22 protein-coding genes are annotated in these 23,411 nt (G+C 59.4%); 20 read left to right on the forward strand and 2 right to left on the reverse strand.

Translation table 11 applies throughout. The annotated features are described in order from the left end of the window. Positions 1–642 precede the first annotated feature (642 nt). From H2O65_RS04820 to H2O65_RS04835, 4 genes are read left to right on the forward strand one after another with little or no spacing between them, the layout of a single operon-like run. Positions 643–1,707, forward strand: a complete 1,065-nt coding sequence (locus H2O65_RS04820; RefSeq protein ID WP_182142511.1) for a bifunctional GNAT family N-acetyltransferase/nucleoside triphosphate pyrophosphohydrolase family protein — start codon at positions 643–645, stop codon at positions 1,705–1,707. A gap of 2 nt (positions 1,708–1,709) precedes the next feature. Then, on the forward strand, positions 1,710–3,764 hold the full coding sequence (locus H2O65_RS04825; RefSeq protein ID WP_182142512.1) for a M3 family metallopeptidase: 2,055 nt from the start codon (positions 1,710–1,712) through the stop codon (positions 3,762–3,764). 59 nt (positions 3,765–3,823) lie between these two features. After that, a complete protein-coding gene (locus H2O65_RS04830; RefSeq protein WP_182142513.1) occupies positions 3,824–4,921 on the forward strand; it encodes an FAD-dependent oxidoreductase in 1,098 nt (365 codons plus the stop codon). 41 nt (positions 4,922–4,962) lie between these two features. Further along, a complete protein-coding gene (locus H2O65_RS04835; protein WP_182142514.1) occupies positions 4,963–5,247 on the forward strand; it encodes a DNA primase in 285 nt (94 codons plus the stop codon). Between the two features lie 119 nt (positions 5,248–5,366). On the opposite strand, the gene H2O65_RS04840 is transcribed toward H2O65_RS04835, so the two are convergent. Continuing rightward, positions 5,367–6,350, reverse strand: a complete 984-nt coding sequence (locus H2O65_RS04840; RefSeq protein WP_182142515.1) for an aldo/keto reductase — start codon at positions 6,348–6,350, stop codon at positions 5,367–5,369. 60 nt (positions 6,351–6,410) lie between these two features. Between H2O65_RS04840 and H2O65_RS04845 the strand changes: the two genes are divergently transcribed. Both H2O65_RS04845 and H2O65_RS04850 read left to right on the forward strand, forming a co-directional pair. Then, a complete protein-coding gene (locus H2O65_RS04845) occupies positions 6,411–7,265 on the forward strand; it encodes an undecaprenyl-diphosphate phosphatase (RefSeq protein ID WP_182142516.1) in 855 nt (284 codons plus the stop codon). 8 nt (positions 7,266–7,273) lie between these two features. Further along, entirely contained in the window at positions 7,274–7,969 is a 696-nt protein-coding gene (locus H2O65_RS04850; RefSeq protein ID WP_182142517.1) for an HAD family phosphatase, read from the forward strand. An 11-nt stretch (positions 7,970–7,980) separates the two neighbouring features. Here the strand turns inward: H2O65_RS04850 and H2O65_RS04855 are convergent, their stop codons facing one another. After that, positions 7,981–8,823 (reverse strand): PD-(D/E)XK nuclease family protein, encoded by an 843-nt coding sequence (locus tag H2O65_RS04855; RefSeq protein WP_182142518.1) that lies wholly within the window; start codon positions 8,821–8,823, stop codon positions 7,981–7,983. Positions 8,824–8,929: 106 nt separating this feature from the next. On the opposite strand from H2O65_RS04855, the gene H2O65_RS04860 reads away from it, so the two are divergent. The 14 genes from H2O65_RS04860 (at position 8,930) to ppk2 (ending at position 23,309) form a co-directional block, all read left to right on the forward strand. After that, positions 8,930–9,964: a tRNA (adenine-N1)-methyltransferase gene (locus tag H2O65_RS04860; protein ID WP_182142519.1), complete on the forward strand. Its 1,035-nt coding sequence runs from the start codon at positions 8,930–8,932 to the stop codon at positions 9,962–9,964. Then, complete coding sequence (arc, locus tag H2O65_RS04865) at positions 9,957–11,498, forward strand: proteasome ATPase (protein ID WP_182142520.1); 1,542 nt, start codon at positions 9,957–9,959, stop codon at positions 11,496–11,498. Before H2O65_RS04860 ends, arc begins: the two co-directional genes overlap by 8 nt. Positions 11,499–11,541: 43 nt before the next feature. Continuing rightward, on the forward strand, positions 11,542–13,059 hold the full coding sequence (dop, locus tag H2O65_RS04870) for a depupylase/deamidase Dop (RefSeq protein ID WP_182142521.1): 1,518 nt from the start codon (positions 11,542–11,544) through the stop codon (positions 13,057–13,059). Positions 13,060–13,103: 44 nt separating this feature from the next. Then, positions 13,104–13,283 (forward strand): ubiquitin-like protein Pup, encoded by a 180-nt coding sequence (locus H2O65_RS04875; protein WP_182142522.1) that lies wholly within the window; start codon positions 13,104–13,106, stop codon positions 13,281–13,283. Next, a complete protein-coding gene (pafA, locus tag H2O65_RS04880) occupies positions 13,284–14,654 on the forward strand; it encodes a Pup--protein ligase (RefSeq protein ID WP_182142523.1) in 1,371 nt (456 codons plus the stop codon). A 9-nt stretch (positions 14,655–14,663) separates the two neighbouring features. After that, a complete protein-coding gene (locus tag H2O65_RS04885) occupies positions 14,664–15,752 on the forward strand; it encodes an FKBP-type peptidyl-prolyl cis-trans isomerase (protein WP_182142524.1) in 1,089 nt (362 codons plus the stop codon). 18 nt (positions 15,753–15,770) lie between these two features. Then, positions 15,771–16,550, forward strand: a complete 780-nt coding sequence (hisF, locus tag H2O65_RS04890; RefSeq protein ID WP_182142525.1) for an imidazole glycerol phosphate synthase subunit HisF — start codon at positions 15,771–15,773, stop codon at positions 16,548–16,550. Next, positions 16,547–16,900, forward strand: coding sequence for a phosphoribosyl-AMP cyclohydrolase (gene hisI / locus H2O65_RS04895; protein ID WP_182142526.1), 354 nt, complete (start codon positions 16,547–16,549; stop codon positions 16,898–16,900). Before hisF ends, hisI begins: the two co-directional genes overlap by 4 nt. Before the next feature lie 48 nt (positions 16,901–16,948). After that, positions 16,949–17,794: an indole-3-glycerol phosphate synthase TrpC gene (trpC, locus tag H2O65_RS04900; protein WP_182142527.1), complete on the forward strand. Its 846-nt coding sequence runs from the start codon at positions 16,949–16,951 to the stop codon at positions 17,792–17,794. Continuing rightward, complete coding sequence (gene trpB / locus H2O65_RS04905; protein ID WP_398397175.1) at positions 17,794–19,083, forward strand: tryptophan synthase subunit beta; 1,290 nt, start codon at positions 17,794–17,796, stop codon at positions 19,081–19,083. The genes trpC and trpB overlap by 1 nt, the downstream gene beginning before the upstream one ends. Beyond that, positions 19,080–19,877 carry a tryptophan synthase subunit alpha gene (trpA, locus tag H2O65_RS04910; RefSeq protein WP_182142528.1) on the forward strand — a complete coding sequence of 266 codons (798 nt, stop codon included), beginning with the start codon at positions 19,080–19,082 and terminating at the stop codon, positions 19,875–19,877. The genes trpB and trpA overlap by 4 nt, the downstream gene beginning before the upstream one ends. Then, a complete protein-coding gene (gene lgt, locus H2O65_RS04915) occupies positions 19,874–20,839 on the forward strand; it encodes a prolipoprotein diacylglyceryl transferase (protein ID WP_259349586.1) in 966 nt (321 codons plus the stop codon). The genes trpA and lgt overlap by 4 nt, the downstream gene beginning before the upstream one ends. A gap of 58 nt (positions 20,840–20,897) precedes the next feature. After that, positions 20,898–22,361 carry a pyruvate kinase gene (pyk, locus tag H2O65_RS04920; protein ID WP_182142529.1) on the forward strand — a complete coding sequence of 488 codons (1,464 nt, stop codon included), beginning with the start codon at positions 20,898–20,900 and terminating at the stop codon, positions 22,359–22,361. A gap of 114 nt (positions 22,362–22,475) precedes the next feature. Beyond that, positions 22,476–23,309 carry a polyphosphate kinase 2 gene (gene ppk2 / locus H2O65_RS04925; RefSeq protein ID WP_182142530.1) on the forward strand — a complete coding sequence of 278 codons (834 nt, stop codon included), beginning with the start codon at positions 22,476–22,478 and terminating at the stop codon, positions 23,307–23,309. The last annotated feature ends 102 nt before the right edge of the window (positions 23,310–23,411 follow it).

The raw sequence follows: 23,411 nt of genomic DNA on the forward strand, positions 1-23,411 counted from the left end.
AACCCACTTCGTTGATTCGCAGCGTGACGGGGCTGAGCGCAGTTCAACTTCGACCCGTATGACAGCTCGTGATCACACGCGGCGAGCTACACATGCGCACCGATCATGGGGCAAACGATGGGGCACCGAGTAGGTTTTCGCAGGTATCGGGATGTACGCAGGCGCAGATACCGCCCCGATAATCGTTGATTTCATGCGGGTTTCTGCCCCCAGGCGCGGGTGGCTGCTCGTACGGGGTCAAGAGTTCAAGTCCCCCTCCGCGCACGGTGTGAAATCCCGGGTTGTCGTTCCGACGATGGCCTGGGATTTTTTGTTGTGTGGGGTCCTTCCGGCTCGGGGTGCTGGCTCAAGGTCGCTGATGTCAGCGTAGGTCGCTGTTGTTTGGGAGAATTGTCGGCGACCTTTGTCGACATTGGCGACCTTAGGCGGGGCTGGGACCGGATGCCGCTGTTCTTTGGCAGTGGGGCCCGTGCGGGACGCTGCCGCCCACCGCCCGGCAGGTCGGCGAGGCTAGAGATAGGGGCCGGATGGCTCAGATCTCGACCCCAACAACGTCGGCAGCGGTGCGACCAAGGGTCGGTACCCTACTAGACTCGGCCGGTAGAGACCCAGAGACGGCACACCGAAAGTAGTGGAATCTGAATGACCGGAAATCTTGCGGATATCACGCACCTACGTTCCCAGCGGCTCATATTGGAACCTGTCCAGCCAGAAGACACAGAGCGTGTCTACGACGCGGCGCAAGACAGCGAGTTCGCCAGGTGGCTGCCCTGGGCAGTCGGTGAGTACACGTGGGACAAAGCGGAAGACTTCACCACCAACTTCGCTGCAAACTCCTGGGAGAGTGGACAACCCCTCTGGGGTATCTACCCGCTGGTGGCTGGCGGCGCCAAAGGTGCGCTTGCGGGTGTCATTGACCTGCGGATTTCCGGGGAGGCGCGTGAGATAGGATTCTGGATGCACCGTGACTCCCAGGGACGCGGATACACCACTGAAGCATGTCGCCTAGTTGTTCGTGCCGCGTTTGAGAACCTTGACGCGCAGCGAATCATTCACCGCTGCGGCGTGGGTAACGACGCCTCGCGCAGAATTGCTCGCAATCTTGGCTTCGTTCCTGAAGGAACCCGGCGGGTTGAGCACGCAGATGGCACAATCGAACGGCAGTGGCAGTCCGCGCTGATCAAGGCTGATTGGGACCGACTAGTTGGAGATATTGACATGGCAGAATTCCCCCCGGTTCCCCCCGCCGAAGTCCTTCCGGGAGACCGCCCTTCCGACCTCGTCTCTGAGTTCCACGCGGTCTACGGCATGCCGAATGTGGTGGCCGAGGGCGGAGCGCCCTCGCTCGACTTTGACCGACTGGGAATGCGCATGGCGTTGATCCAGGAAGAGGTTACGGAGTTGATCGAAGCCGTTTACGGGCCCCTTGCGGCAACCCGCGTTGAGGAAGTGTTCGGTGATCTTCCGGACGAGGGCGTTCGGGACGTAGTGGGCGCAGCCGATGCGCTGGCGGACCTGACCTACGTCGTCTACGGCATGGCGCTCGAGGCCGGAATCGACCTCGACAAAGTGCTTGCTGAAGTGCATTCATCCAACCTTTCCAAGCTGATGCCGGACGGGTCCGTGAAGCGCCGTGATGACGGCAAGATCCTCAAGGGGCCAAACTTCCGGGAACCCCAGATCGCCCAAATCCTTGGTAAGGAGTAGCCGTGACCAACCCCCTGTTCCATCCATCAGACCTGCCGTTTGGCGTCCCCGATTTTGCTGCGATAACGGTTGCCGACATTGCGGAAGCCCTGACTGAAGGCATGAGGCAGGAAAGCCAACAGTGGGAGACGATCGCCGCAGATCCTCAGGCTCCAAGTGTGATTAACACCGTCGTAGCGGTGGATGCGTCCGGCGCTGTGCTGGGGCGGGCAGAGTCGGTCTTTTACACGCTGCTCTCGTCCCTGGGCGGCACTGAGCTGAACGAACTCTATGAGCAACTCGCACCCAGGTTCTCTGCACACAGCGACCGGTTCTGGATGAATCAGGCACTCTACAAGCGCTTCGCAGCGGTCGCGAAGCTGGAAGACCTTGACCCTGAAACCGCCTGGCATGTGGCCGGGATGGTTGCGGACTTTGAACGCAGTGGTGTCTCATTGGACGAAGGTGACAAAGAGACTCTCCGCGCCCTCAACGCCAAGATTGCCTCCCTGCAGGCGCAGATCGACACACGCATAACGAAGCAGCTTGACCAGACTTTCACGACCGGGACGGCCGTAGAGGAACTCGCCGGTCTTCCTGCCGAACGAGTGCAGGCTGCTGCCCTAGCAGCCGAAGGTTCTGAAGTGGCATGGAAGCTGCCGGTCATGAACTTCTCCCAGCCCCCTCTGATTGCAAGCCTCGCTGACCACGAAACCAGGGGAAGAGCCCTGGCGGACTCGATGCGGCGTGGCTTCGGTGACAATTCTGACCTCGACACTCGGTCACTGATCGTGGAACTTGCTGCTGTGCGGGCCCAGAGGGCGCAGCTTCTAGGTTTCCCAGACCATGCCGCGTTGGCCATGGATGACCAAACTGTTCCGGGTCCGAAGGAAGCCCTCAACCTCTTGGCCAGTGTGGGGCGATCCGCGGTTGCGCGAATGGATGAGGAAAAGGGGGAATACGAAGCCCTAGCCCAAGAGTCCGGTTTCGACCTCGGCCCCGAGGACTGGCTCTACTTTGAGGACAAGAAGCGTGCGGGCGTCCTCGGTATCGACTCGGACGAGTTGTCCAAGTACTTCGTACTGGACTCCGTTGTCAATGACGGGCTGTTCTTTGCCGCCAACAGGCTCTATGGCCTGACCTTCCGACCTCGTGCGGATATTCACGGATGGTGCGAGGACGTCCGCACCTGGGAGGTTTTCGACGAGGACGAGCGCCCACTGGGACTGTTCATGGCGGACTTCTACACGCGGCCCGGTAAGAATGGTGGCGCGTGGATGAGTGAGTTGCAGGCGGGTTCGGCGCGCACCGGTCTGCTGCCAATTGTCACCAATGACGCGAACTTTGATAAGCCTGAAGATGGCAGCCCAACGCTGCTGACCTGGGACGGGGTCGAAACCTGCTTCCACGAGTTCGGACACGCCTTACACGGGTTGCTCTCCAATACCTACTACGAAGCCACGGCCGGAACAGAGGTGCCGTCGGACTTCGTTGAACTGCCCAGCCAGCTGAATGAGATGTGGGCGTACAACCCAGTGGTTCTGGGCAACTTTGCGAAGCACTACGAGACGGGGGAGTCGCTGCCTGCGGACATCGTTTCGAAGCTCAGCGCCTCCAAACACTTCGGGCAGGCTCACGCCACCGCAGAGTACGTGCAGGCAGCTTTGATCGACCAGTACTGGCACAGGTCGCCGGAACTGCTACCGACCGACCCCGAAGCAGTCGAGGCATTCGAATCCGCATCTCTTGGGGACGCCGGTGTGAGCCACGACCTCGTCGTTCCCCGGTACAGGACCCCGTACTTTGCGCACACTTTCGCGGGTGGCTATGACGGTGCCTACTACTCATACATGTGGGCAGAGGCGATGGTTGGCGAACTTGAAGAGTGGTTTGCTGAGCAGTCTCAAGTCGACGAGGACGGAAACCCTGACGGCGGACTCAATCGGCGTGCAGGGAAGAAGTTGCGCGTGGAGTTACTGAGTCGCGGTGACTCCAGGGACCCACTGGAATCATTCGTGGCGGTCCGAGGCCACATGCCTGACGGGGCGGCCGTGACACGTCGGCGCGGGCTGGTGTGACCACGTAAGCTGGTGTGCAGAAAAGCTACCTAACTAGAGAACCTGCAGGGAGGGCCGACATGGCTCGTGTAATCGTGATTGGCGGCGGATACGGCGGTATCACCGTTGCCAAGGGCTTGGATCCCGTCGCGGATGTCATTCTTGTCGAACGCAATGATCGATTTGTCCACCATGCCGCAGCGTTGCGAGCAGCGGTGGATGACGTATGGGAACAGGCGATTTTTATGCCTTACTCATACCTTCTTAACCGCGGCACCGTCGTGCAGGGCAACGTTTCGCGGGTTGATGGCAACACCGTTCACATTTATGGGCAGGAGCCGCTCACCGCGGACTACGTCGTTTTGGCTACGGGGTCAACATATCCTTTCCCCGCTAAGCACATCACTGCGCAGAGCGCCATTGCCAAGCACCGCCTGCGGGAACTGCGTGCGGGCTTGGACAGTGCTGAGAAGGCAGTGTTGGTGGGCGGCGGAACCGTGGGTTTGGAGTTAGCGGGGGAGCTGCGTGAAGCCTTCCCGGACATGCAGATAGAGATCATTGAGGCCGCAGACGACATCCTCGCATCCCCGGGCTACACCCCCGAGTTCCGCAAGACGATCAAAGACCAGGTTGCGGAGCTGGGGGTCAAGGTGACCACGGGCGCGAAGCTGGCCTTCCTACCTCCGACCCCTGCGGGAACTCTAGGCCGATTCGAGGTCGAAACCACTGGTGGCGAAGCCGTGACGGGCGACGTATGGTTCCAGTGCTATGGGGCCACCCCGGTCACAGGCTATCTGCGCGGCACAGATTATGAGGACGCACTGACTGAGGGTGGCACCGTGCGTGTCCTTCCTACCCTTCAGGTTGCGGGCCATGACCACACTTACGCGCTTGGCGACATCACGGACATTCTCGAATCAAAACGGGCCGATGCTGCACGTAGCCAGGCTCGTGTCGTGATCGCGAATATTGCCTCACAGATCGAGGGCGGAGATCCGGAGGCGACGTACCAGCCGAAACGCGACTGGGTGGTTCTTCCACTGGGTCCAACCCACGGTGCCTCGCAGCTTTTTGATGGCGAGGGCGCAACACGCATTGTTGGTGCCGAAGAGACCGCAGAGATCAAGGGTACTGACCTAATGATCTCTGTCATTCGCTCCCAGCTGGGACTTCCGTAAGGGGTGTTTACCCTGCCGGGATCTCGGCTAGGGTAAAGCGTATGGCTAATGAAGCAGGAACAGCACTCAGTCGTTTGGTAGCTGCGCTGGAACATCACTTTGAAATGGCGCGTAATGCCGACGTGGTTGCACCTGCGATCCTGGAGGATGCTGAGTTGCGTCTGCAGGATGCACTGTTTACCTATGATGACGCACTCTTCACTAGTTACGGCGTCGAACTACCAATTGAGCTGCTTGACGACCTTGACGATGGTGACGATGACGATGAAGAAGACGCCCTCGACGACCAGGAGGATTCTGTGGCAGACCTCTTGGACGAAGACTGACGACGACGTTCTCGACTTTCAGGTTGGGGACGCCCTCGACGCTGAAGAGGAAGCCCGAAAGGCATTTCAGCTTCGCCAAGTCTGGTCGGTTGGGTCGGCGGTCCCTGAGTCCGACCCTTCTACGCGATCGCCACTTCTGTGAGGACGTCGCGCAGTTCGCGTTGCAGCGATAGAACAGGCTCATCCAAGATGGCATCGAGTTGTCTGGTGTTGCGGGGTCCGACAATTGCGGTGGAGACCTGGGGTTGAGCCAGAATCCATGCCAATGAAATCTGGGCGGGGGTTGTGTCAAGGCCACCTGCTGCGCGGGCGACCGCCTCCACGACGCGGGCATGACGCTGGGTCAGGTACGGCTCGACAAGTGAAGCAAGGTGGCTTGTGGCCGCCCTCGAGTCCGGCGGTGTGGAGTGTCGATACTTCCCGGTAAGAACGCCTTGGGCCAGGGGGTTGAGGGCAATGAACCCCAGACCGCTTTCACTGCCGCGCCGCATAGTTGTGGTCCGCGGTGATGAGTCCAACAGGGAGAAGGGGGCCGCGAGGGCGGAGAAGGGTTCCTGCCCGGGGGCAACGGTTGTTAGTGCACCCAAATCCCATTGACTAAGGTCTGCTGCCCCAACGTAGAGTGTACGTCCTGTTGCAAGGGCAAACTGGGCGGCCTCACGCATTTCATCGATCGGGATACCCTGGCGTGGTCCGTGGAGGACCCAGAGATCAACATGATCGGTGCCGAGGTCGGTGAGTGCGGCGTCTAGTGAGGCTAGGAGATTGCGCTTTGATGCCTTGGGTCCGAGGCGACCGATGGATTGGTGTGAAGTTGCGTTGAGGGCACCTACGGTCGGTTCCGCGAGGTTGCCGGAGTGAAGGATCACGACAAGCTGTTCGCGCAGGCCACCAGAGATTGCGGCACCCACTGCCCTTACCCGACCTTCGAAGGTGGGGCTGGCCCAGTCGGAAGGAACATCGAGTGTGGTGCCTCCCGATTCCAGATAGGAGGCGAGCATTCCGGCCGCTTCGAAGTCATCGGTATCTCGACCCCAGGTGAGGGTCCCCAATCCCAGTGCGGACACAGCCAGCCCACGCTGGCCAAGACGACGGATTTCCATGTGCTCCATAGTACGTTGTGAGGACGTATTGGCAGTGCGGGTCCGGGATAGGCTGAGGTAATGGATTGGCTAGAAGCGCTCATAATGGGCCTGGTTCAGGGTCTGACGGAATTCCTTCCGATTTCATCTTCTGCGCACCTGCGGGTTGTCGGCGAGTTGATTGGTGCAGGTGACCCGGGTGCCGGATTCACCGCGATCACTCAAATTGGTACTGAGACCGCGGTGTTGATCTACTTTTGGAAGGACATTGTCCGCATCATTTCTCGATGGTGGATGTCGTTGCCTTTCATCAGTAAAGAGAGTCGCATCAAGTCTTCTGATCCGGATGTGCGGATGGGGTGGATGATCATCGTTGGGTCGCTGCCTATCGCCGTCCTTGGACTCCTTCTGGAGAGTTGGATTGACACCACTTTCCGTAACCTGTGGATCACCGTGTTCATGCTTGCTGCATTTGGCTTGCTCTTGGGGTGGGCCGACCGTGTGGGACGACGAGTCAACACTCTGGACAAGATGACGTGGGGTCAGGCGGTTGCGTTTGGTTTTGCTCAGGCACTAGCACTGATTCCGGGTGTCTCGCGTTCGGGCGGGACAATAACCGCGGGACGCCTCATGGGTTTCACACGTGAAGCGGCGGCCCGCTACTCGTTCCTCCTCGCATTGCCGGCGGTCTTCGCCTCCGGCTTCTACAAAGCATTCAAAGCCTTTGGTGATGAACAGGCCGTTGGCTGGGGCCCCACCATCCTCGCCACACTGGTCGCTTTTGTCGTTGGTTACTTGGTGATCGTCTGGTTCCTGAAGCTTGTGACCACCAAGTCGTTCGAACCATTCGTGATTTACCGCCTCTGCTTCGCCGCACTTGTTGCGATCCTGCTGATTGTTGGCGTCCTCCAGCCGTTGGCTGGGCTAGTCTCTTAGGGTTTCTCTTGCGTACAGAACTCACTTCGCCCCTTCAAGCCGTACTCTTCGACATGGACGGCACCGTTGCTGACACCGAGCCCCTATGGTTCGAGGCCGAGAGATCTTACGTGAGTCAGTTCAACAAGAGCTGGGGTGCAGAGGATTCCATGGACCTGGTGGGTGGTTCAGCTAAAACCACCACGTTGAAGCTATCCAAAGTGACAGGATCTGGAGAGTCCCATGATGAGATCTTCGGGTACTTAGTGCGGTACATGATCAACGCAATAGCTTCTGGGCAGGCCGAACTTCGGCCAGGTGTTTCTGAGCTATTTGCGGACTTGAAGGCCTCGGGAGTTCCGGTGGCTTTGGTGACATCTTCGGTCCGACCAATGGTGGAGGCTTTCCTGAGCCGTCTCCCAGAGGGAACGTTCGACGCGGTGGTCACTGCCAATGACGTGGAGAATCACAAGCCAGATCCGGAGCCCTACTTGCGCGCGGCACAGCTGTTAGGCGTTGACCCTGCCGGGTGCGTGGTTCTGGAGGATTCGCCGTCGGGTATTGGATCTGGGCTTGCTGCTGGAACACGCGTCGTTGCGATACCCTGCATTGTTCCGCTACCCGCACAGGAGGGGCTCTCAAGGATAGGTTCTGCAGCAGATCTGAACATTCCGCTCCTGGAAGAGATCGCTGCTGGAAGCGTTGTTGACTGGTTGGACGACTGAGGGACGGGTCCCTAAGGTTGCCGTTGTGCCGGGTCAACCACCCGTACCGCAAGGAGGCGCTCGAGGCCGTCTGCGGGTGGCGGCGCAAGCACACCGCCGAACGCTGGGCACTGCTTCTGGAACGCGCACCAACCACACAGCTTCGAGGTGCGCGGTGCAAACTGTTCCCTGCGGGCATCGCCCTCGATGCGGTCCCAAAGCTGGTTCACGGACCCCTCAAACTCGTCGATGCTCCGAGGGTCCGGATCCAGAGTGAGAACATCCTCACCGCGCAGGTACAGCAACTGGGTCCGTCGGGGAATTCGCCACGCCTGGCGCAGAAGCAGCGCATAGAAACGCATTTGGAAGAGGGCATCCTCCATGAACCTGGGGGATGGAGTGCGGCCAGTCTTGTAATCCACCACCCGCAGCGCACCATCGGGGGCCTCATCGATGCGGTCAATAATCCCTCTCAGAAGAACGCCGGATGACAGCCGTGCGTCCACGAACTGCTCGCGACCTTTGGGGGCGAGGTTCTCGGGGCGCTCCATCCGGAAGTAGTTGCCAAGAAGTGTTGCGGTGTCGTCCTGTCCCTGTGCCGCCGCCCGCGGGTCTTCAAACAGATCCCGGGCGGCCTCGTCCCTGTCCAGTACGTACTCCCACGCTGTGGGAAGCATCTCTTGAGCAGTGGCCGGGGTGCGCTCTGCGGCTGGCAAAGTGAAAAGGTCCTCCAAGACCTTGTGAACCACCGTTCCCTTGACCGTTGCTTCAGTCGGCGGCTGGCGCAGGCCGTCCACCACGGAGTAACGGAACTTTAGAGGGCACTGCTGGTATTCCTTGGCGCGCGACGCCGAGAGGGCGGGGGGACGTGACATATCGCAACTCTAATGCCTCGGGGCTACACAGTGAGCGGACGCATCTGGCCAACACAGATCCCCTGGGTAGAGTTGGTAATGAACCCTAGTACTTGAATGGACGAAAATGACCACAGGCAGCAACCATCCGGAGTCTTTAGGCCCAGCACGGCGTCGCGGGCCACTGCGTCCCGGTGACAAGGTGCAGGTGACAGACCCCAAGGGTCGGTTGCACACCATTACCCTGGTGCCTGGCGGAAGATTCCAGACCAACCGTGGCACGCTCGACCACGACCTGGTGTTGGGTAAGCCTGACGGTCAGGTTGTTGAGGTCGAGGACGGGAAAACATTCCAAGTCCTCCGTCCTCTTCTCTCGGACTACACGCTCTCCATGCCTCGGGGCGCAGCGATCATCTACCCCAAAGATGCCGCCCAAATAGTCGCGATGGCAGACATTTTTCCCGGCGCCAGAGTCCTGGAGTCAGGCGTCGGATCAGGGGCTCTCTCAGCATCCCTGTTGAGCGCTATCGGCCCGACTGGATACCTACACTCGGTTGAGGTACGTGAGGAGTTCGCGGCTATCGCAGCAGCCAACGTTGACCTTTGGTTCGGGGGTAGGCACCCCGCGTGGGAGATCGAAGTGGCCGACGTCGGAGTCGCCCTCGGAGAAGCTGAGCCACACTTCTACGACCGTGTCCTCCTGGACCTGCTTAATCCATGGGATTTCGTCGATGGGGCAGCGCGCGTACTGGAACCTGGAGGGGTGTTCCTGTCCTATGTTGCCACCGTGCCGCAAATGTCGCGGGTTGTTGAAGCATTGCGCAAGAGCGGGGAATTTTCTGAGCCTTATTCCTGGGAGTCAATGGTGCGGTCGTGGCACGTCGAAGGGCTCTCTGTTCGCCCTGATCACAGGATGATTGGACACACCGGTTTCCTGGTTGTTGCCCGCCGCCTTGCACCGGCTGCGACCTCACATGTGCTCTCCTCGAGGCCGGCACCCGCGGCTGAAGGTAAAGGAGGGGAGTGGGACGAAGTGACCCAGTGGGATGATGAATCACTGGGACTGCGCACTCCCAACGCCAAGAAGCTGCGAAGGCTCCGTCGTGACGTAGAGGCGCGCGCAAACGTTTGGCTTGAAGACAAGGAGGCGGATAATGGTTGATCCAACCATTCCGGGCCTGAGGCTGCAGGTTGCGGGACTGGAAGAGAAGAATGCAAACCTCACCGACGCCCTCCTGCGGGCCCGCAAGCAGATCACAGACCTGCAGGGCCAGGTTGACCTGCTGAACCGTCCGCCCTCGACCATCGGGATCCTTGTGTCGACCCACCCCCTCACCCTTGAGGTTGAGGCGCTGATCGGGACCCGGCGCATGCGCCTCGCAACAGCGCCGGACATGGACTTCTCCACACTGAGTCCCGGTGTTCTTCTGCGCATCGACGAACGCATGACCGTGGCTGAGCCGCTGGGATTCCCCCGCGATGGCACTCTCACCTCGGTCTTGGAGATCATCGGCACCGACCGCGCCCTCGTCACTTCAAATAACGGTGGCGACCACGTCGTTTACCTTGCGGGGCCACTTCGCCACGGTGCACTGAAAACCGGCGACAACGTCATGTGCGATCTCCGCTCTGGGTTCGCTTTTGAACGCGTGGTGCGCACAGATGTGGAAGATCTGCTGACGCCAGAGGTTCCCGACGTTTCTTACTCCGACATCGGTGGTCTTGATGAGCAGATCGCCCAGGTCCGTGACGCGATCGAACTGCCTTTCACCCATCCGGAACTGTATCGCCGCTACGATTTGCGACCTCCGCGGGGTATCCTGCTCTACGGCCCTCCCGGATCTGGTAAGACCCTCATCGCCAAGGCGGTGGCTACTTCTCTGTCCGCCGAACATGAGCAAAAGACATACTTCATATCCATTAAGGGCCCAGAGCTGCTCAACAAGTTTGTTGGTGAGACTGAGAGGCACATTCGGGCCATTTTCACGAGGGCGCGTGCCCTGGCTTCCACAGATGTTCCCGTGGTGGTCTTCTTCGATGAGATGGAGGCGCTGTTCCGCACCCGTGGCAGCGGTATTTCCTCAGATGTGGAAACCATGATCGTTCCCCAGCTCCTAGCCGAAATGGATGGCCTTGAGGCAATGGAGAACGTGGTGGTGATCGGGGCGTCGAACCGGCCAGACATGATTGACCCAGCTGTTCTGCGACCCGGCAGGCTTGATGTTCGCATCCGCATTGACAGGCCCAACCGCCGTCAAGCACACGACATCTTCACCAAGTACCTCACGCCGGATCTGCCCATAGCGGGTGAAATGATCGCAAAGGAGGGTTCGGCGCAGGCCGCTGTCACAACCATGATCGAACGCGCCCTCGACCGGCTCTACTCCAAAGATCCGGCCGAAGCCCTCTTCGAAATCCGTCTAGCCGACGGCAAGACGGAGATCCTCTACCCCTGTGACCTCATCTCGGGAGCGATGATTGCAGGCACCGTGGAGAGAGCCAAGAAGATGGCGATCAAAGAGTCGCTTGAGAGCGGTGAGGGGGGATTGTCCACCGCCCTCGTCCTCAAAGGCGTTGAAGAAGAGATGCGAGAATCGCTGGAACTGGCGTCAACTACCAGTCCGGATGAGTGGGCGCGTACCGTTGGACTTCGTGGTGGGGAAGTCTCCGCTGTTGTCCCGCTGGGCAACCACTAGGAACCCGCAGGTTGACTTTCCACCCCGGAGGTTTGGAGGACGAATGAGCAAGAGCAGCGCGCAGCCGCGCGTCATCGGTACGGAAACTGAGTACGGGGTGTACGAACCCGGTAATCCCCACGCGAACCCCATTGTCATGTCAACGGAGGCCGTAACAACTTACGCCAAGGCCTATCGCGCCCCCCTTCCCGCAGTTGGTTGGGACTATCGCGGCGAGGATCCCCTCAACGACATCCGCGGAATGAGGCTGGACCGGGCAAATGCGGATCCATCACTTCTGACGGATGACCCCTACCATTTGGCTCCCTCCGGCGGGTCGGAAAGCCTGCCGATGCCAACCGAAGCGCAGCGGCGCCTGCTGGCTCCTTCCGCCATAGTCCTTCCTAACGGCGCGCGCTTTTACGTCGACCACGCACACCCCGAGTACTCGTCTCCGGAGACGCTGACGGCACTGGACGCCGTCCTGTGGGACAAGGCGGGGGATGAGATTGCCCGACGCGTCATGCGCCTTAGGGACGAGGCCGGTGAATCGCCACTGGTGTTCGTCAAGAACAACGTTGACGGCAAGGGAGCAACCTACGGGGCACATGAGAACTACCAGGTTGAACGCACGGCAGACCTAGACGACCTGATCCGCTTCTCAATACCTTTCCTAGCCACGCGGCAAATCTTCTGCGGGAGCGGACGGGTGGGGATCGGCCAGCATTCTGAGCGTGCGGGGTTCCAGATTTCCCAGCGTGCCGACTACGTCGAGAATGACATCGGGCTGGAGACTACGTTCAACCGTCCGATCTTCAACACCCGCGACGAACCCCACGCCAACCACCACTACTGGCGGCGAATCCACGTGATTGGGGGAGATGCGAACCTGTTTGATGTTTCCGCCCTCCTGCGGTTTGGAAGCACTTCGCTGGTTTTGCGAGCCATCGAGGTCGGCACGACCATGGAGTGGGAGAACCTGGACTTGGATAATCCTGTGGAGGCGGTCCACGAGGTTTCCCAAGACCTAACTCTGCGCCGCCCCCTCAACCTCCGTTCAGGTGAGTCCATGACTGCGCTACAGGTGCAGCGACGCTACCTCGCCCTCGTGCAGACTGGGTTGGAGGGCAGACTGAGCGCGGTGGATCAACTGGTGATTGAGCGGTGGGGGAGGACGCTCGATACCTTGGAGCATGACTTCCTTGCGGCCGCCGCCGAGGTGGAGTGGGTTGGTAAGTACGCTCTGCTTGAGCGGCAGCGGAAGCGCCTTGGTGCGCAGTGGGATGATGCTCGCATTATCGCAATGGACCTGCAGTGGTCTGATCTACGTCCCCACAAGTCCCTAGTTGGCGCACTGCAGCGGGCCGGAATGGTGGAGAGCCTCTTCACTCAAGACCAGGTCGAGTGGGCTGCGGACAACCCTCCGTCTGGGACGAGGGCGGCCGCGCGCGGCGCTGCAGTCAGGGATGATGAGCGCCTGGTCCAAGCTTCTTGGACGTCGCTTGTTACCGAGGACGAGGACGGCGCGCGCTTAATCCGAACACCGCTGGTCGAACCGGTTGCCGACTCCCCGGTTGACTAGTTAAAACACAGCAAACGTAAGCTTGAGGGCGGAAGGGAACGAAGATGGCACAAACTAACGTGTATGGCGGTAGCGGCGATGATTTCGAAGATGACGAGGACGGGGGCCTCGGGGGCCAAGTCCAGGTCAACCCACTCGATTCCATCCTTGATGAGATTGATGTGGTCCTTGAGCAAAATGCCGAGTCGTTCGTTCAAGGGTTTGTTCAAAAGGGTGGCCAGTAGGTGCAACGACGTATCTTCGGTATCGAGACCGAATATGGGCTGAACTGTGCTTCCACGGTCGGTGGGACACCTCCCCTGGGTCCCGAAGAGACGGCGCGCGTCCTTTTTGAGCCCCTCGTCAAAGCGGGACGATCAACCAATGTTTTCCTCACCAACGGGGGGCGTCTCTACCTAGATGTGGGCGCCCACCCCGAGTATGCGACAGCGGAATGCTCCGCCCTGTGGGATCTCTTGGCGCAGGTGCGCGCAGGTTCTACAATCCTTGCCGACATGGCAACACAAGCCAACAGCCAGTTGGCTGCGGCCGGTGTGGCGGGTGAAGTTCACCTTTTTGCAAACAACTTGGACTCGGCCGGAAACTCCTTCGGGTGCCACGAGAACTACCTCTTGCGACGAAGCCGGGACTTCCGTGAGATGGCCGACGCCCTCATCGCGTTCTTTGTCACACGACAGATAATTGCGGGGAGCGGCGCACTGGTCCACGACGAAGACGGCACAGTCCGCTACTCCCTGTCTGCACGCGCAGCGCAGATGCACGACGCACTTTCTGGGGCAACAACGAGGTCGCGGCCAATTATCAACACCCGCGACGAACCCCTGTCAGACTCGACCTCGTACCGGCGCCTCCACGTCATAGTCGGCGACACCAATATCGCTGAGCCCACCACTGCTCTCAAAGTTGCCAGCACGGACGTGGTGTTGCATGCGATGGAGATGGGAACAGACTTCTCTGACCTCGCACTTGCAGACCCAATGGAGGCAATTCGCCGAATCAGTCTTGATTTGGATGGGCGCCAGACCATTGAGCTCAGCGACGGCAGACGATTGTCAGCCGCGCAGATCCAGAGGGAGATCAGGCGGCGCGCGCTCAAGGCCCTGGACAATGAGGAAGTGTCAGAGCTGTACTCGTACCTTCTCGACCTCTGGGAGCGGGCCCTGAATGCGATTGACTCGCGTGACTGGAGTGGCATTGACACGGAGATTGACTACGCAATCAAGAGGCGCCTGATCGATGCGTATATTGCGCGAACAGGCGCCGAGCTAGGCGATGCACGCATCGCAAGGCTGATGCTTGCATACCATGACATAACCGGTGGCGGTCTGGCTCCCAGACTAGAGGCAAGCGGCGCGATGGTGCGGTTGACCAGCAAGGAGCAGGTCAGCACAGCCGTTGATTCCCCGCCAGCCACGACCCGTGCAGTCTTACGAGCAGCTGCGATAGCCGCAGCTCAAGCCTCCAGGCGGGACCTGGGTGTGGACTGGGTGAATCTCCGCCTTGAAGGCACCGGCACGCTGGTAGCCTTACAGGATCCATTTGCCACGCAGGATGAAAGAGTTGATGAGCTTGTCGCAAGGATGAGCCGGGACTAAAACAGAGCTATGTCGAATCCATATCCTTCCCGCAGAGCCGTGCATCACGGCGGCGCGCTCGAATCTGCAAATGGGCGCGTTCCTGAAGAGGTGCCGAAGGTTGTGGACAAGCCCGAAGTGAAGAGTGCACCGATTCCTCAACGCCCCACACGGGCCAGCCGACAGCGTCGTGGTCGCAGATCACGCTCATGGTGGGGGATCGGCATAGCAGTTGTCAGCGTAGTTGTGGCTGTTGCGTTGGTATCAGGCGGCCTCGTTCTATCGCGGCTGGCTCAGCCTGCGGTTCTCACAGTTGAGGGACCTTTGGACGCCATTGCTGTCTCTGGACGGCAAGGCTCGACCCCCGTTGTTACCACCTCGGGACCCGTGGATGTGGCGTCGGCAAAACTACGAGTAGAGTTCCGCGGCGCAGGTCGAGAGATCACAGAGGACAGTCCTGTCTTGGTTTCAGTTACTGCCTACGACGGTAAGACCGGAGAGAACATTAACCCTGGGGGCGCCCCCAACCTGATCCTGAGCGCCGCGAACGAGGACGACCTTGGTGCGCTGTTGAGTCGCGTGCTGATCGGGTCGACCGAAGGGTCTCGACTACTTCTTGCACGCCCGCTGGAGGGTGGGGACACGGAGATCGACGTTGTCGATGTCCTCTACACGATTGCCAGCGGACCTCAGGGCGCAGATGCGTCCGGTCCACTGTCAGTGAGTTTCACGGACATGGGACCCGTGGTTTCGCACGCTCCCGGTGACCCCCCGGATGGCCTGGTTGTTCAGGTTCTCAATGAAGGAACGGGCCCACAGGTGGAGAGCGGCGATGTTGTCGTGGCCCAATACCTTGCTGGGAACTGGAATGACGGCCAAACTGTTGCTTCCACGTGGGCGACAGGTTCGCCCTCGATGGTGTCCCTCGAGGACGCCATGCCAGGAATCCGAGACGCGCTTGTAGACCAACGGGTGGGTAGCAGGCTTGCCGTGACCATTCCAGCCGAGATGGCAACAGGTGCGGATACGCTTTTCGTTGTTATCGATATCCTCGGTGCCATGCCGGCATCAGGAACCGAAGCGACCACTGATGACCTCGCTGGAAGCGCGGGGCAATAGACCCCAAGGGGGACCACCATGGCCAAGATGATTGAAGTAATTCCCTGCCTCGACATGTCTGAAGGACGCGTCGTCAAGGGCGTTAAGTTTGAGGAACTCAGGGATGCCGGGGACGCCGTGCATCTCGCGAAAGAGTACTACCGCAGCGGAGCCGACGAGGTCGTCTTCTTGGACGTCTCCGCCTCAACGGTTGGTAAGCGCACAATGGATCAAATTGTCTCCGAGGCTGCAGAGGGCGTGGGTGTTCCTATCGTTGTTGGTGGAGGCATTTCCTCAGTGGAGGACGCCAAGCGCGTTCTTGACCTTGGGGCGAGCCGAATCTCTGTCAACACCTCCGCCCTTGCCCGGCCAGACCTCGTGAATGAACTGGTTGAAGAGTTCGGATCAGAAGCCGTCGTCGTCTCCCTTGATGTGAGGACAAATGACGAGGGCGCTCAGGCTCCCCGATTTGAGGTGACAACCCACGGCGGCAAGCGTGGGACAGGGATCGATGCCGTCGACTGGGCGCGGAATGTTGAAGCACGCGGCGCCGGGATGATCATGCTCAACTCCATTGCCGAAGACGGGGTACAAAGCGGCTACGATCTGGATCTACTCCGAACCGTTCGAGCCGCAGTTGACAACGGGATCATCGCTTCTGGGGGTGCCGGGAAGATCGCCGACTTCGTTGCGGCAGCACAGGTCGGAGCGGACGCTGTACTCGCGGCCTCCGTCTTCCACTTCGGATCGGTGACAGTGAAGGAAGTGAAGACAGCTCTGGTCGAAGCTGGCTTCGACGTTTCCGGTGGTACCCGTTGAGCCTGGAGCCTGCGCTGGGAGCGCGGCTGAAACGCGACTCTGACGGGCTGATATGCGCGGTGATTCAGGACTCTTCGTCGGGGCGCGTGCTCATGGTTGGCTATATGGACGATGAGGCACTGTCGAGGACACTGGACAGCAAAGCGGTGACATTCTGGTCAAGATCACGGCGGGAATACTGGAAGAAGGGGGAAACCTCCGGCAACTTCCTACACCTCGTCAGCGCTGAAATCGACTGCGACGGCGACGCACTCCTGCTCCAGGTTCTACCCGATGGGCCAACATGCCATACCGGTACCACCTCATGTTTCGATGCGGGTGGAACGATTTCGGTGCCCGGACGAAAATAGGTAACATCCGAAGTTGCGCCTACCATCGAACAAAGAAGGAGGGCTGACATGACAATCCTTGAAGACATCATTGCCGGCGTTGTTTCGAAGGCGTCGGAAAGAGAGGCCAAGACGCCACTCGAAGAGATCAAACAGAAGGCAGCGTCAGCGCCCCAGGCGAAGGACGTTGTTTCTGCACTTCGGGACGGCCCGGGAGCAGTATCCATAATCGCTGAGATAAAGCGACGCTCACCGTCAAAGGGCGCGCTCGCAGACATTCCCGATCCCGCTGCCCTCGCACAGATCTACGAGGCCGGCGGAGCGTCCATGGTGTCGGTGCTGACTGAAGAGTTGCGTTTTGGCGGCTCGCTTGCGGACCTCGCGGCAGTGCGTCGCGCGGTGGATATCCCGGTGCTGCGCAAGGACTTCATTGTCACGCCCTACCAGGTGCATGAAGCACGTGCCTACGGAGCCGACGCGGTGCTCCTGATTGTTGCGGCACTCGAAATGCCTGCCCTGGTGTCACTGATAGAACGCACCAAGTCACTGGGGATGACGCCGCTGGTTGAGACTCACTCGCGACTGGAGGTGTTCCAAGCACTTGACGCGGGGGCTGAAGTGATTGGGGTGAATGCCCGCAACCTCAAGGATCTCAGCGTTGACCCTCGCACGGTCGAAGAGGTCATTGACGTGATTCCCGCCAGCGTGGTGGCGGTTGCCGAATCCGGGGTACGTTCCAGCAGAGACGTCCTCGACTACGCCCTCGCTGGCGCCGACTCTGTGCTGGTCGGAGAAGCCCTGGTGACCAGCCGCTCCCCATTGGAGCAGATCTCAGACATGGTCAGCGCGGGTTCGCATCCAGCCCTGCTGACAGATCGTAAGAAGCGGGTTTTAGGGGCAAGGGAAGAGGCATAGTGAGTTCTGACGACGAACGCTACTTTGGTGAGTTTGGTGGCCGATTTGTGGCAGAGCCTCTGCAAGGGGCTGTGGATGAGGTCGCGAAGGCTTGGCACTCGGCATGGAACGATCCCCAATTTCGAGGTGACTTCGAGAAACTTCTCAACGAGTACGCCAACCGGCCTTCCCTGCTGACGGAGGTCCCGTCGTTTGCCGAGGGAACCGGGGCGCGAATCTTCCTGAAGCGTGAAGATCTGAATCACACCGGATCACACAAGATCAACAACGTCCTCGGACAGGCACTCCTCACGAAGAGGCTCGGCAAGACGCGTGTCATTGCTGAGACGGGTGCGGGCCAGCACGGCGTTGCGACTGCCACCGCGGCGGCACTACTTGGCTTGGATTGCACCGTCTACATGGGGTACGAAGACACTAAGCGTCAGGCGCTTAACGTCGCACGCATGCAGGTACTGGGGGCGGAGGTCATCGCCGTCACGCAGGGGAGTCAAACCCTGAAGGATGCGGTCAATGAGGCGTTCCGCGACTGGGTCACCAACGTTGCAGACACCAACTACATCTTCGGCACGGCTTCCGGGCCGGATCCATTCCCCAGGATGGTTCGCGACCTGCAGCGGGTTATCGGCGATGAGGCGCGCGGGCAGATACTTGAAGCAACGGGACACCTACCGGACGCAGTGTTCGCTTGCGTGGGTGGCGGATCCAACGCCATCGGTATGTTCACCCCGTTTGTGGAGGACGAGGACGTAGTGCTGGTCGGGTGTGAGGCCGGGGGAGACGGCTTCGAAACCGGGCGTCACGCCTCTTCAATAGCCGAGGGCGAAATTGGTATCCTTCACGGCGCGCGCACCTATGTGTTGCAAGAACGAGATGGGCAGACTAAGCCGTCACACTCGATCTCAGCCGGCTTGGACTACCCCGGAGTCGGTCCGGAACACGCGTCCCTGGCCCTCGATGGCAGGGCCGTGTACGTGCCAATCTCGGACGAGGAGGCGATGGCGGCGTTCCTTCGTCTGTCGCGCACGGAAGGGATCATTCCTGCCATTGAGTCGGCACACGCCCTCGCTGGAGCCCTGCAGTGGGCGGAAGAGAGCAAGAGGGTCGATGGGGGACGCGACGAGGAACGAATCATCCTGGTGAACCTGTCGGGTCGTGGCGACAAAGACATGGAGACGGCGGCGCAGTGGTTTGGTTTCGGTGAGCCGTCATTTGATAGGGTCGACCCTTCGGCCGAGGGCGGACGTTCGGTGGATCGTGGCGATGCCCCGGAACTGGGGGATGACAAGTGAAGCACAGTGCAGAGGCGATTCGCCGGGAACTGGATAATGGCAACGCGGCACTGATCGCGTATCTACCCCTGGGTTATCCCACCGTGGACAAGTCGATTGAGGCTGCCAAGGTACTGGTGGAAAATGGTGTCGACATTTTCGAGTTGGGGTTTCCTTACTCCGATCCGGGAATGGATGGTCCAGTCATTGAGCGGGCAGTGGTGCGCGCGCTGGAAAACGGCACGCACCTAGAGGACCTTTTCAGGGCGGTTGGGGAGATAAATGGTGCCGGCGCCCCCGCATTGTCGATGACGTACTGGAACCCGGTGCACTGGTACGGTGTTGAGCGGTTCGCACAGGAGTTCTCTGCGTCAGGGGGCGCCGGGCTGATCACGCCTGACCTTCCCCCGGAAGAGGCGGGACCGTGGATGGCAGCTTCGGATGAGAATGATCTGGAGAGGGTCTTTCTTGCCGCTCCGTCCTCGTCGGATGAACGTTTGGCACTGATAAGCCAGGCAACAAACTCCTGGGTTTACGCAGCATCAACAATGGGCGTGACGGGGCAGCGTTCTGTAGTTGATTCCGCCGCGCGCGACCTCGTAAGGCGTTGTCGGGAAGCCGGGGCGCCACTGGTTTGTGTCGGTCTCGGCGTCTCCACGGGCGAACAGGCTCGAGAAATCGCGGAGTATGCCGACGGGGTTATCGTCGGCTCCGCGTTTGTGAAACTACTTGGAAATGAAGACTGGGACAGGGCCCTCGCAGACGCGGGCGCCCTGGCACGTGAGTTAAAAGAGGGGACCGGGAACACTAAGTGATTGCATCAGCGCTGCACCAAGCAGCTGCCATACTGCCAACATCAATACCTTCACCTTCTGTGGGGGTGATCTGGCTTGGACCCATCCCGCTGCGGGCGTACGGCATCTTCATGGTGTTAGCCATGATTCTTGCTACGTGGATCACGTGGAGTCGCTACCGTGCTAAGGGTGGCGAGGGCGAGGTCGTACTCGACACGGTCATGTGGGCGATTCCGTTCGGGATTGTCGGTGCCCGCTTGTACCACGTGGTGACAACTCCCACCGGGTTCTTTGGGCCTGGCGCCGACCCGTGGGCCATCCTGCGGATCTGGGAGGGTGGCCTGGCCATCTTTGGCGCTATTGGTTTCGGCACGATTGGAGCCATCATTGGACTCCGTAGAGCAGGGCAGAGGATTGGCCCATTTGCTGACGCGGTAGCTCCGGCACTGTTGGTGGCGCAGGCGTTGGGACGCCTTGGTAACTACTTCAACCAGGAGTTGTTCGGGTCCCCAACCACACTCCCATGGGGCCTGGAGATCGACGTCAATCATCTTCCTCCCGGATATGCGGAAGGAACCCTTTTCCATCCCACGTTCCTCTATGAGGCATTGTGGAATCTTTCCATGGCCGCTCTCATCGTTTTCATAGGGCGCAAGTTTGCGCTCAAATCCGGGCAGGCAATGGCAATGTACTTGATTGCCTACCCTATCGGGCGAATCATTATGGAAACGATGAGGCTGGATGCAGCGCGAGAGATCCTCGGCCTCAGATTGAATACATGGACTTCGATCTTTGTCCTGATTGGGGGAATCGCCCTGTTCTTCATTGCAGCCAAGGTGGGCGCGCCCTCGGAAATCTCGGCAGCCGAACGGGAGGTCTACATTGAGAAGGTTGCGAAACGTAACCCCAAGCGAGCCGCGGAACTGCAAGAGGCCAGCGATGTTACGACCGTGGAGGAAGACCTCGACACCGAAGCGGGGTAAGCTCTGCTTGAGAATAGGTTTTGATAGGTACATGAGTCCTAGAGGATGAGAATAATAGATGCGTAGAGCAAAGATCGTCTGCACCCTTGGCCCTGCAACAGAGTCGTCGTCGCAGATTCAAGCTCTGATTGATGCGGGGATGGATGTGGCGCGAATCAACCGCAGCCATGGAACCTCCGAAGAGCACGCGAAGGTGATCCGGCGGGTTCGTCGGGCTGCTGACAACTCGGGACGTGCCGTTGCAGTCCTGGTTGACCTACAGGGACCGAAAATTCGCCTAGAGACCTTTGCTGAGGGTCCTCAGATGCTCAGCGAAGGCGATACTTTCACGATTACGACCAGGGATGTTCCCGGCGATAAAGAGCTGGTAGGGACCACTTTCAAGGAGCTGCCAGGTGACTGCAGTCCCGGTGATCGTCTTTTGATCGACGACGGTAATGTCGGTCTGCGCGTGCTTGAAGTTACCGAGACTGACGTTGTGACGCGGGTTGAAGTCCCCGGAATGGTTTCTGACCACAAGGGACTGAACCTCCCCGGTGTTGCAGTCTCTGTGCCAGCTCTGTCGGAGAAGGACCGTGAGGATTTGCGGTGGGGCCTTCAGCAGGGGGCTGACTTCATCGCTCTGTCATTCGTTCGGGATGCTTCAGACGCCAATGATGTTCGCGCAATAATGATCGAAGAGGGCGTTATCGTCCCGGTGATCGCGAAGATTGAGAAGCCCCAGGCAGTTGAGAATTTGGAGCAGATTGTCGATGCTTTTGATGGAATCATGGTTGCCCGCGGTGACCTCGGCGTTGAAATGCCGCTTGAAGAGGTTCCGCTGGTTCAGAAGGAAGCGATTGAACTGGCGCGGCGCGCAGCCAAGCCGGTCATCGTGGCCACGCAGGTGATGGATTCTATGATCAAGAATCCTCGCCCCACGCGCGCTGAGGCCTCGGACTGTGCGAATGCAATCCTAGATGGCGCGGATGCAGTGATGCTGTCAGGAGAAACTTCGATCGGTGCCTTCCCGATTCAGGCAGTGCGCACAATGGCGCGGATTATTGAGAACACGGAAGAGAATGGCGGGGAGCGCATTGCGGCTCTCGGCGCGTTCCACGCTGACCAGTCGGGTGTGATTTGCCAGGGTGCAGCAGCTTTGGCTGCCACCCTTCACGCACGCTACTTGGTGACGTTCACGACCTCGGGTCACACTGCCCGTCAGATGTCGCGTATGCGTAGCCCTATTCCCCAGTTGGCTTTCACCCCACTGGAATCCACCCGCAGGCAACTGGCGCTCTCCTGGGGCGTGCAGACCTACAAGATGCCCACCGTTTATCACACGGATGAAATGGTCGACAAGGTCAGCCAGGTGGCTCGTGCAGCCCGGATTGTTGAGGGTGGGGAGAAACTGGTGATCGTCGCGGGTATGCCGCCAGGCATTGAGAAGACCACCAACTCGATTCGTGTTCACACGATCCCGGGGGACAGGTCAGAAATGATCTCTGCTTATAGTTCAAGTTCGGCAAGTTTGCCGTCCTAGACTCACAGATTGAGGCGATGCTCAGAGATGGGCATCGCCTCTCTTGTGCGTTGTCTGGGATCCGGGTGGTCGGATTCCTCACGCGTTGAGCCGAGGACGTGTAACCTACGTCTCATGGCAAAGAAGAAGAAGTCCGGCAAGCTGCCCAACGACGTGTATGAAGCGGAGCTTTTCAGCCTCCAGTCCGATCTTGTCAAGATGCAAGAGTGGGTGAAAGAGACTGGGCAGCGAGTAGTTGTAATCTTTGAGGGGCGTGATGCCGCAGGCAAGGGTGGCGCGATCAAGCGGATCACCGAGTACCTGTCTCCACGCATTGTGCGCGTCGCTGCACTCCCTGCCCCCAGCGATAGGGAGGCCACCGAATGGTACTTCCAGCGCTATGTCGCTCATCTTCCAGCTGCGGGAGAAGTCGTCCTCTTCGACAGGTCTTGGTACAACCGTGCCGGTGTTGAAAGGGTGATGGGCTTCTGCACGCCGGCTCAGTACAACCTTTTTATGCGTCAGGTGCCAATTTTTGAAGACATGCTCATCAACGATGGAATCATGTTGCGCAAGTACTGGTTCTCAGTTTCTGAGAAGGAGCAGTTGAAGAGGTTCAAATCCCGTCTTCACGATCCTGTGCGCCGTTGGAAGCTGTCACCAATGGATCTGGAGTCAGTGAACCGCTGGGAGGACTATTCGAGGGCCAAGGACGACATGCTGATCCATACGGATACGTCAACCTCCCCCTGGTACATAGTCGAGTCTGACATCAAGAAGAATGCACGCATCAACATGATCCACCACCTTCTCTCAACGATTCCCTATGAGGAAGTACCACACGAAAAGGTCATTTTGCCCGAGGAGCCGGGCAACTCGGATAACTATCGCCGCATCCCCAAGTCCTTGGAACACGAGGTGCCGAACTTCGCTGCAACGCTACTTGGTGACCCGGAGAGGGACCTGTAGCGCAGTCCTGCTCATTAGTGAGGTTCGTGACCAATTCGTTACAAAGAGATGATGTGGCGAGCCCTTTTGCGTTAGTGTGCTACAGAACCGTTGAAAGGGTTG

This window comes from Schaalia sp. JY-X169, assembly GCF_014069575.1.
In the GTDB taxonomy this organism is placed as follows: Bacteria; Actinomycetota; Actinomycetes; order Actinomycetales; family Actinomycetaceae; genus Scrofimicrobium.

Excerpts from the sequence above, each read along its gene's own strand:
- H2O65_RS04820 (WP_182142511.1), top strand. The coding sequence starts at position 643 with ATGACCGGAAATCTTGCGGATATCACGCACCTACGTTCCCAGCGGCTC.
- dop (WP_182142521.1), top strand. The coding sequence starts at position 11,542 with ATGAGCAAGAGCAGCGCGCAGCCGCGCGTCATCGGTACGGAAACTGAG.
- H2O65_RS04835 (WP_182142514.1), top strand. The coding sequence starts at position 4,963 with ATGGCTAATGAAGCAGGAACAGCACTCAGTCGTTTGGTAGCTGCGCTG.
- H2O65_RS04860 (WP_182142519.1), top strand. The coding sequence starts at position 8,930 with ATGACCACAGGCAGCAACCATCCGGAGTCTTTAGGCCCAGCACGGCGT.
- hisF (WP_182142525.1), top strand. The coding sequence starts at position 15,771 with ATGGCCAAGATGATTGAAGTAATTCCCTGCCTCGACATGTCTGAAGGA.
- H2O65_RS04875 (WP_182142522.1), top strand. The coding sequence starts at position 13,104 with ATGGCACAAACTAACGTGTATGGCGGTAGCGGCGATGATTTCGAAGAT.
- pyk (WP_182142529.1), top strand. The coding sequence starts at position 20,898 with ATGCGTAGAGCAAAGATCGTCTGCACCCTTGGCCCTGCAACAGAGTCG.
- H2O65_RS04855 (WP_182142518.1), bottom strand. The coding sequence starts at position 8,823 with ATGTCACGTCCCCCCGCCCTCTCGGCGTCGCGCGCCAAGGAATACCAG.
- ppk2 (WP_182142530.1), top strand. The coding sequence starts at position 22,476 with ATGGCAAAGAAGAAGAAGTCCGGCAAGCTGCCCAACGACGTGTATGAA.
- H2O65_RS04840 (WP_182142515.1), bottom strand. The coding sequence starts at position 6,350 with ATGGAAATCCGTCGTCTTGGCCAGCGTGGGCTGGCTGTGTCCGCACTG.
- H2O65_RS04830 (WP_182142513.1), top strand. The coding sequence starts at position 3,824 with ATGGCTCGTGTAATCGTGATTGGCGGCGGATACGGCGGTATCACCGTT.
- H2O65_RS04845 (WP_182142516.1), top strand. The coding sequence starts at position 6,411 with ATGGATTGGCTAGAAGCGCTCATAATGGGCCTGGTTCAGGGTCTGACG.
- trpC (WP_182142527.1), top strand. The coding sequence starts at position 16,949 with ATGACAATCCTTGAAGACATCATTGCCGGCGTTGTTTCGAAGGCGTCG.
- H2O65_RS04885 (WP_182142524.1), top strand. The coding sequence starts at position 14,664 with ATGTCGAATCCATATCCTTCCCGCAGAGCCGTGCATCACGGCGGCGCG.
- arc (WP_182142520.1), top strand. The coding sequence starts at position 9,957 with ATGGTTGATCCAACCATTCCGGGCCTGAGGCTGCAGGTTGCGGGACTG.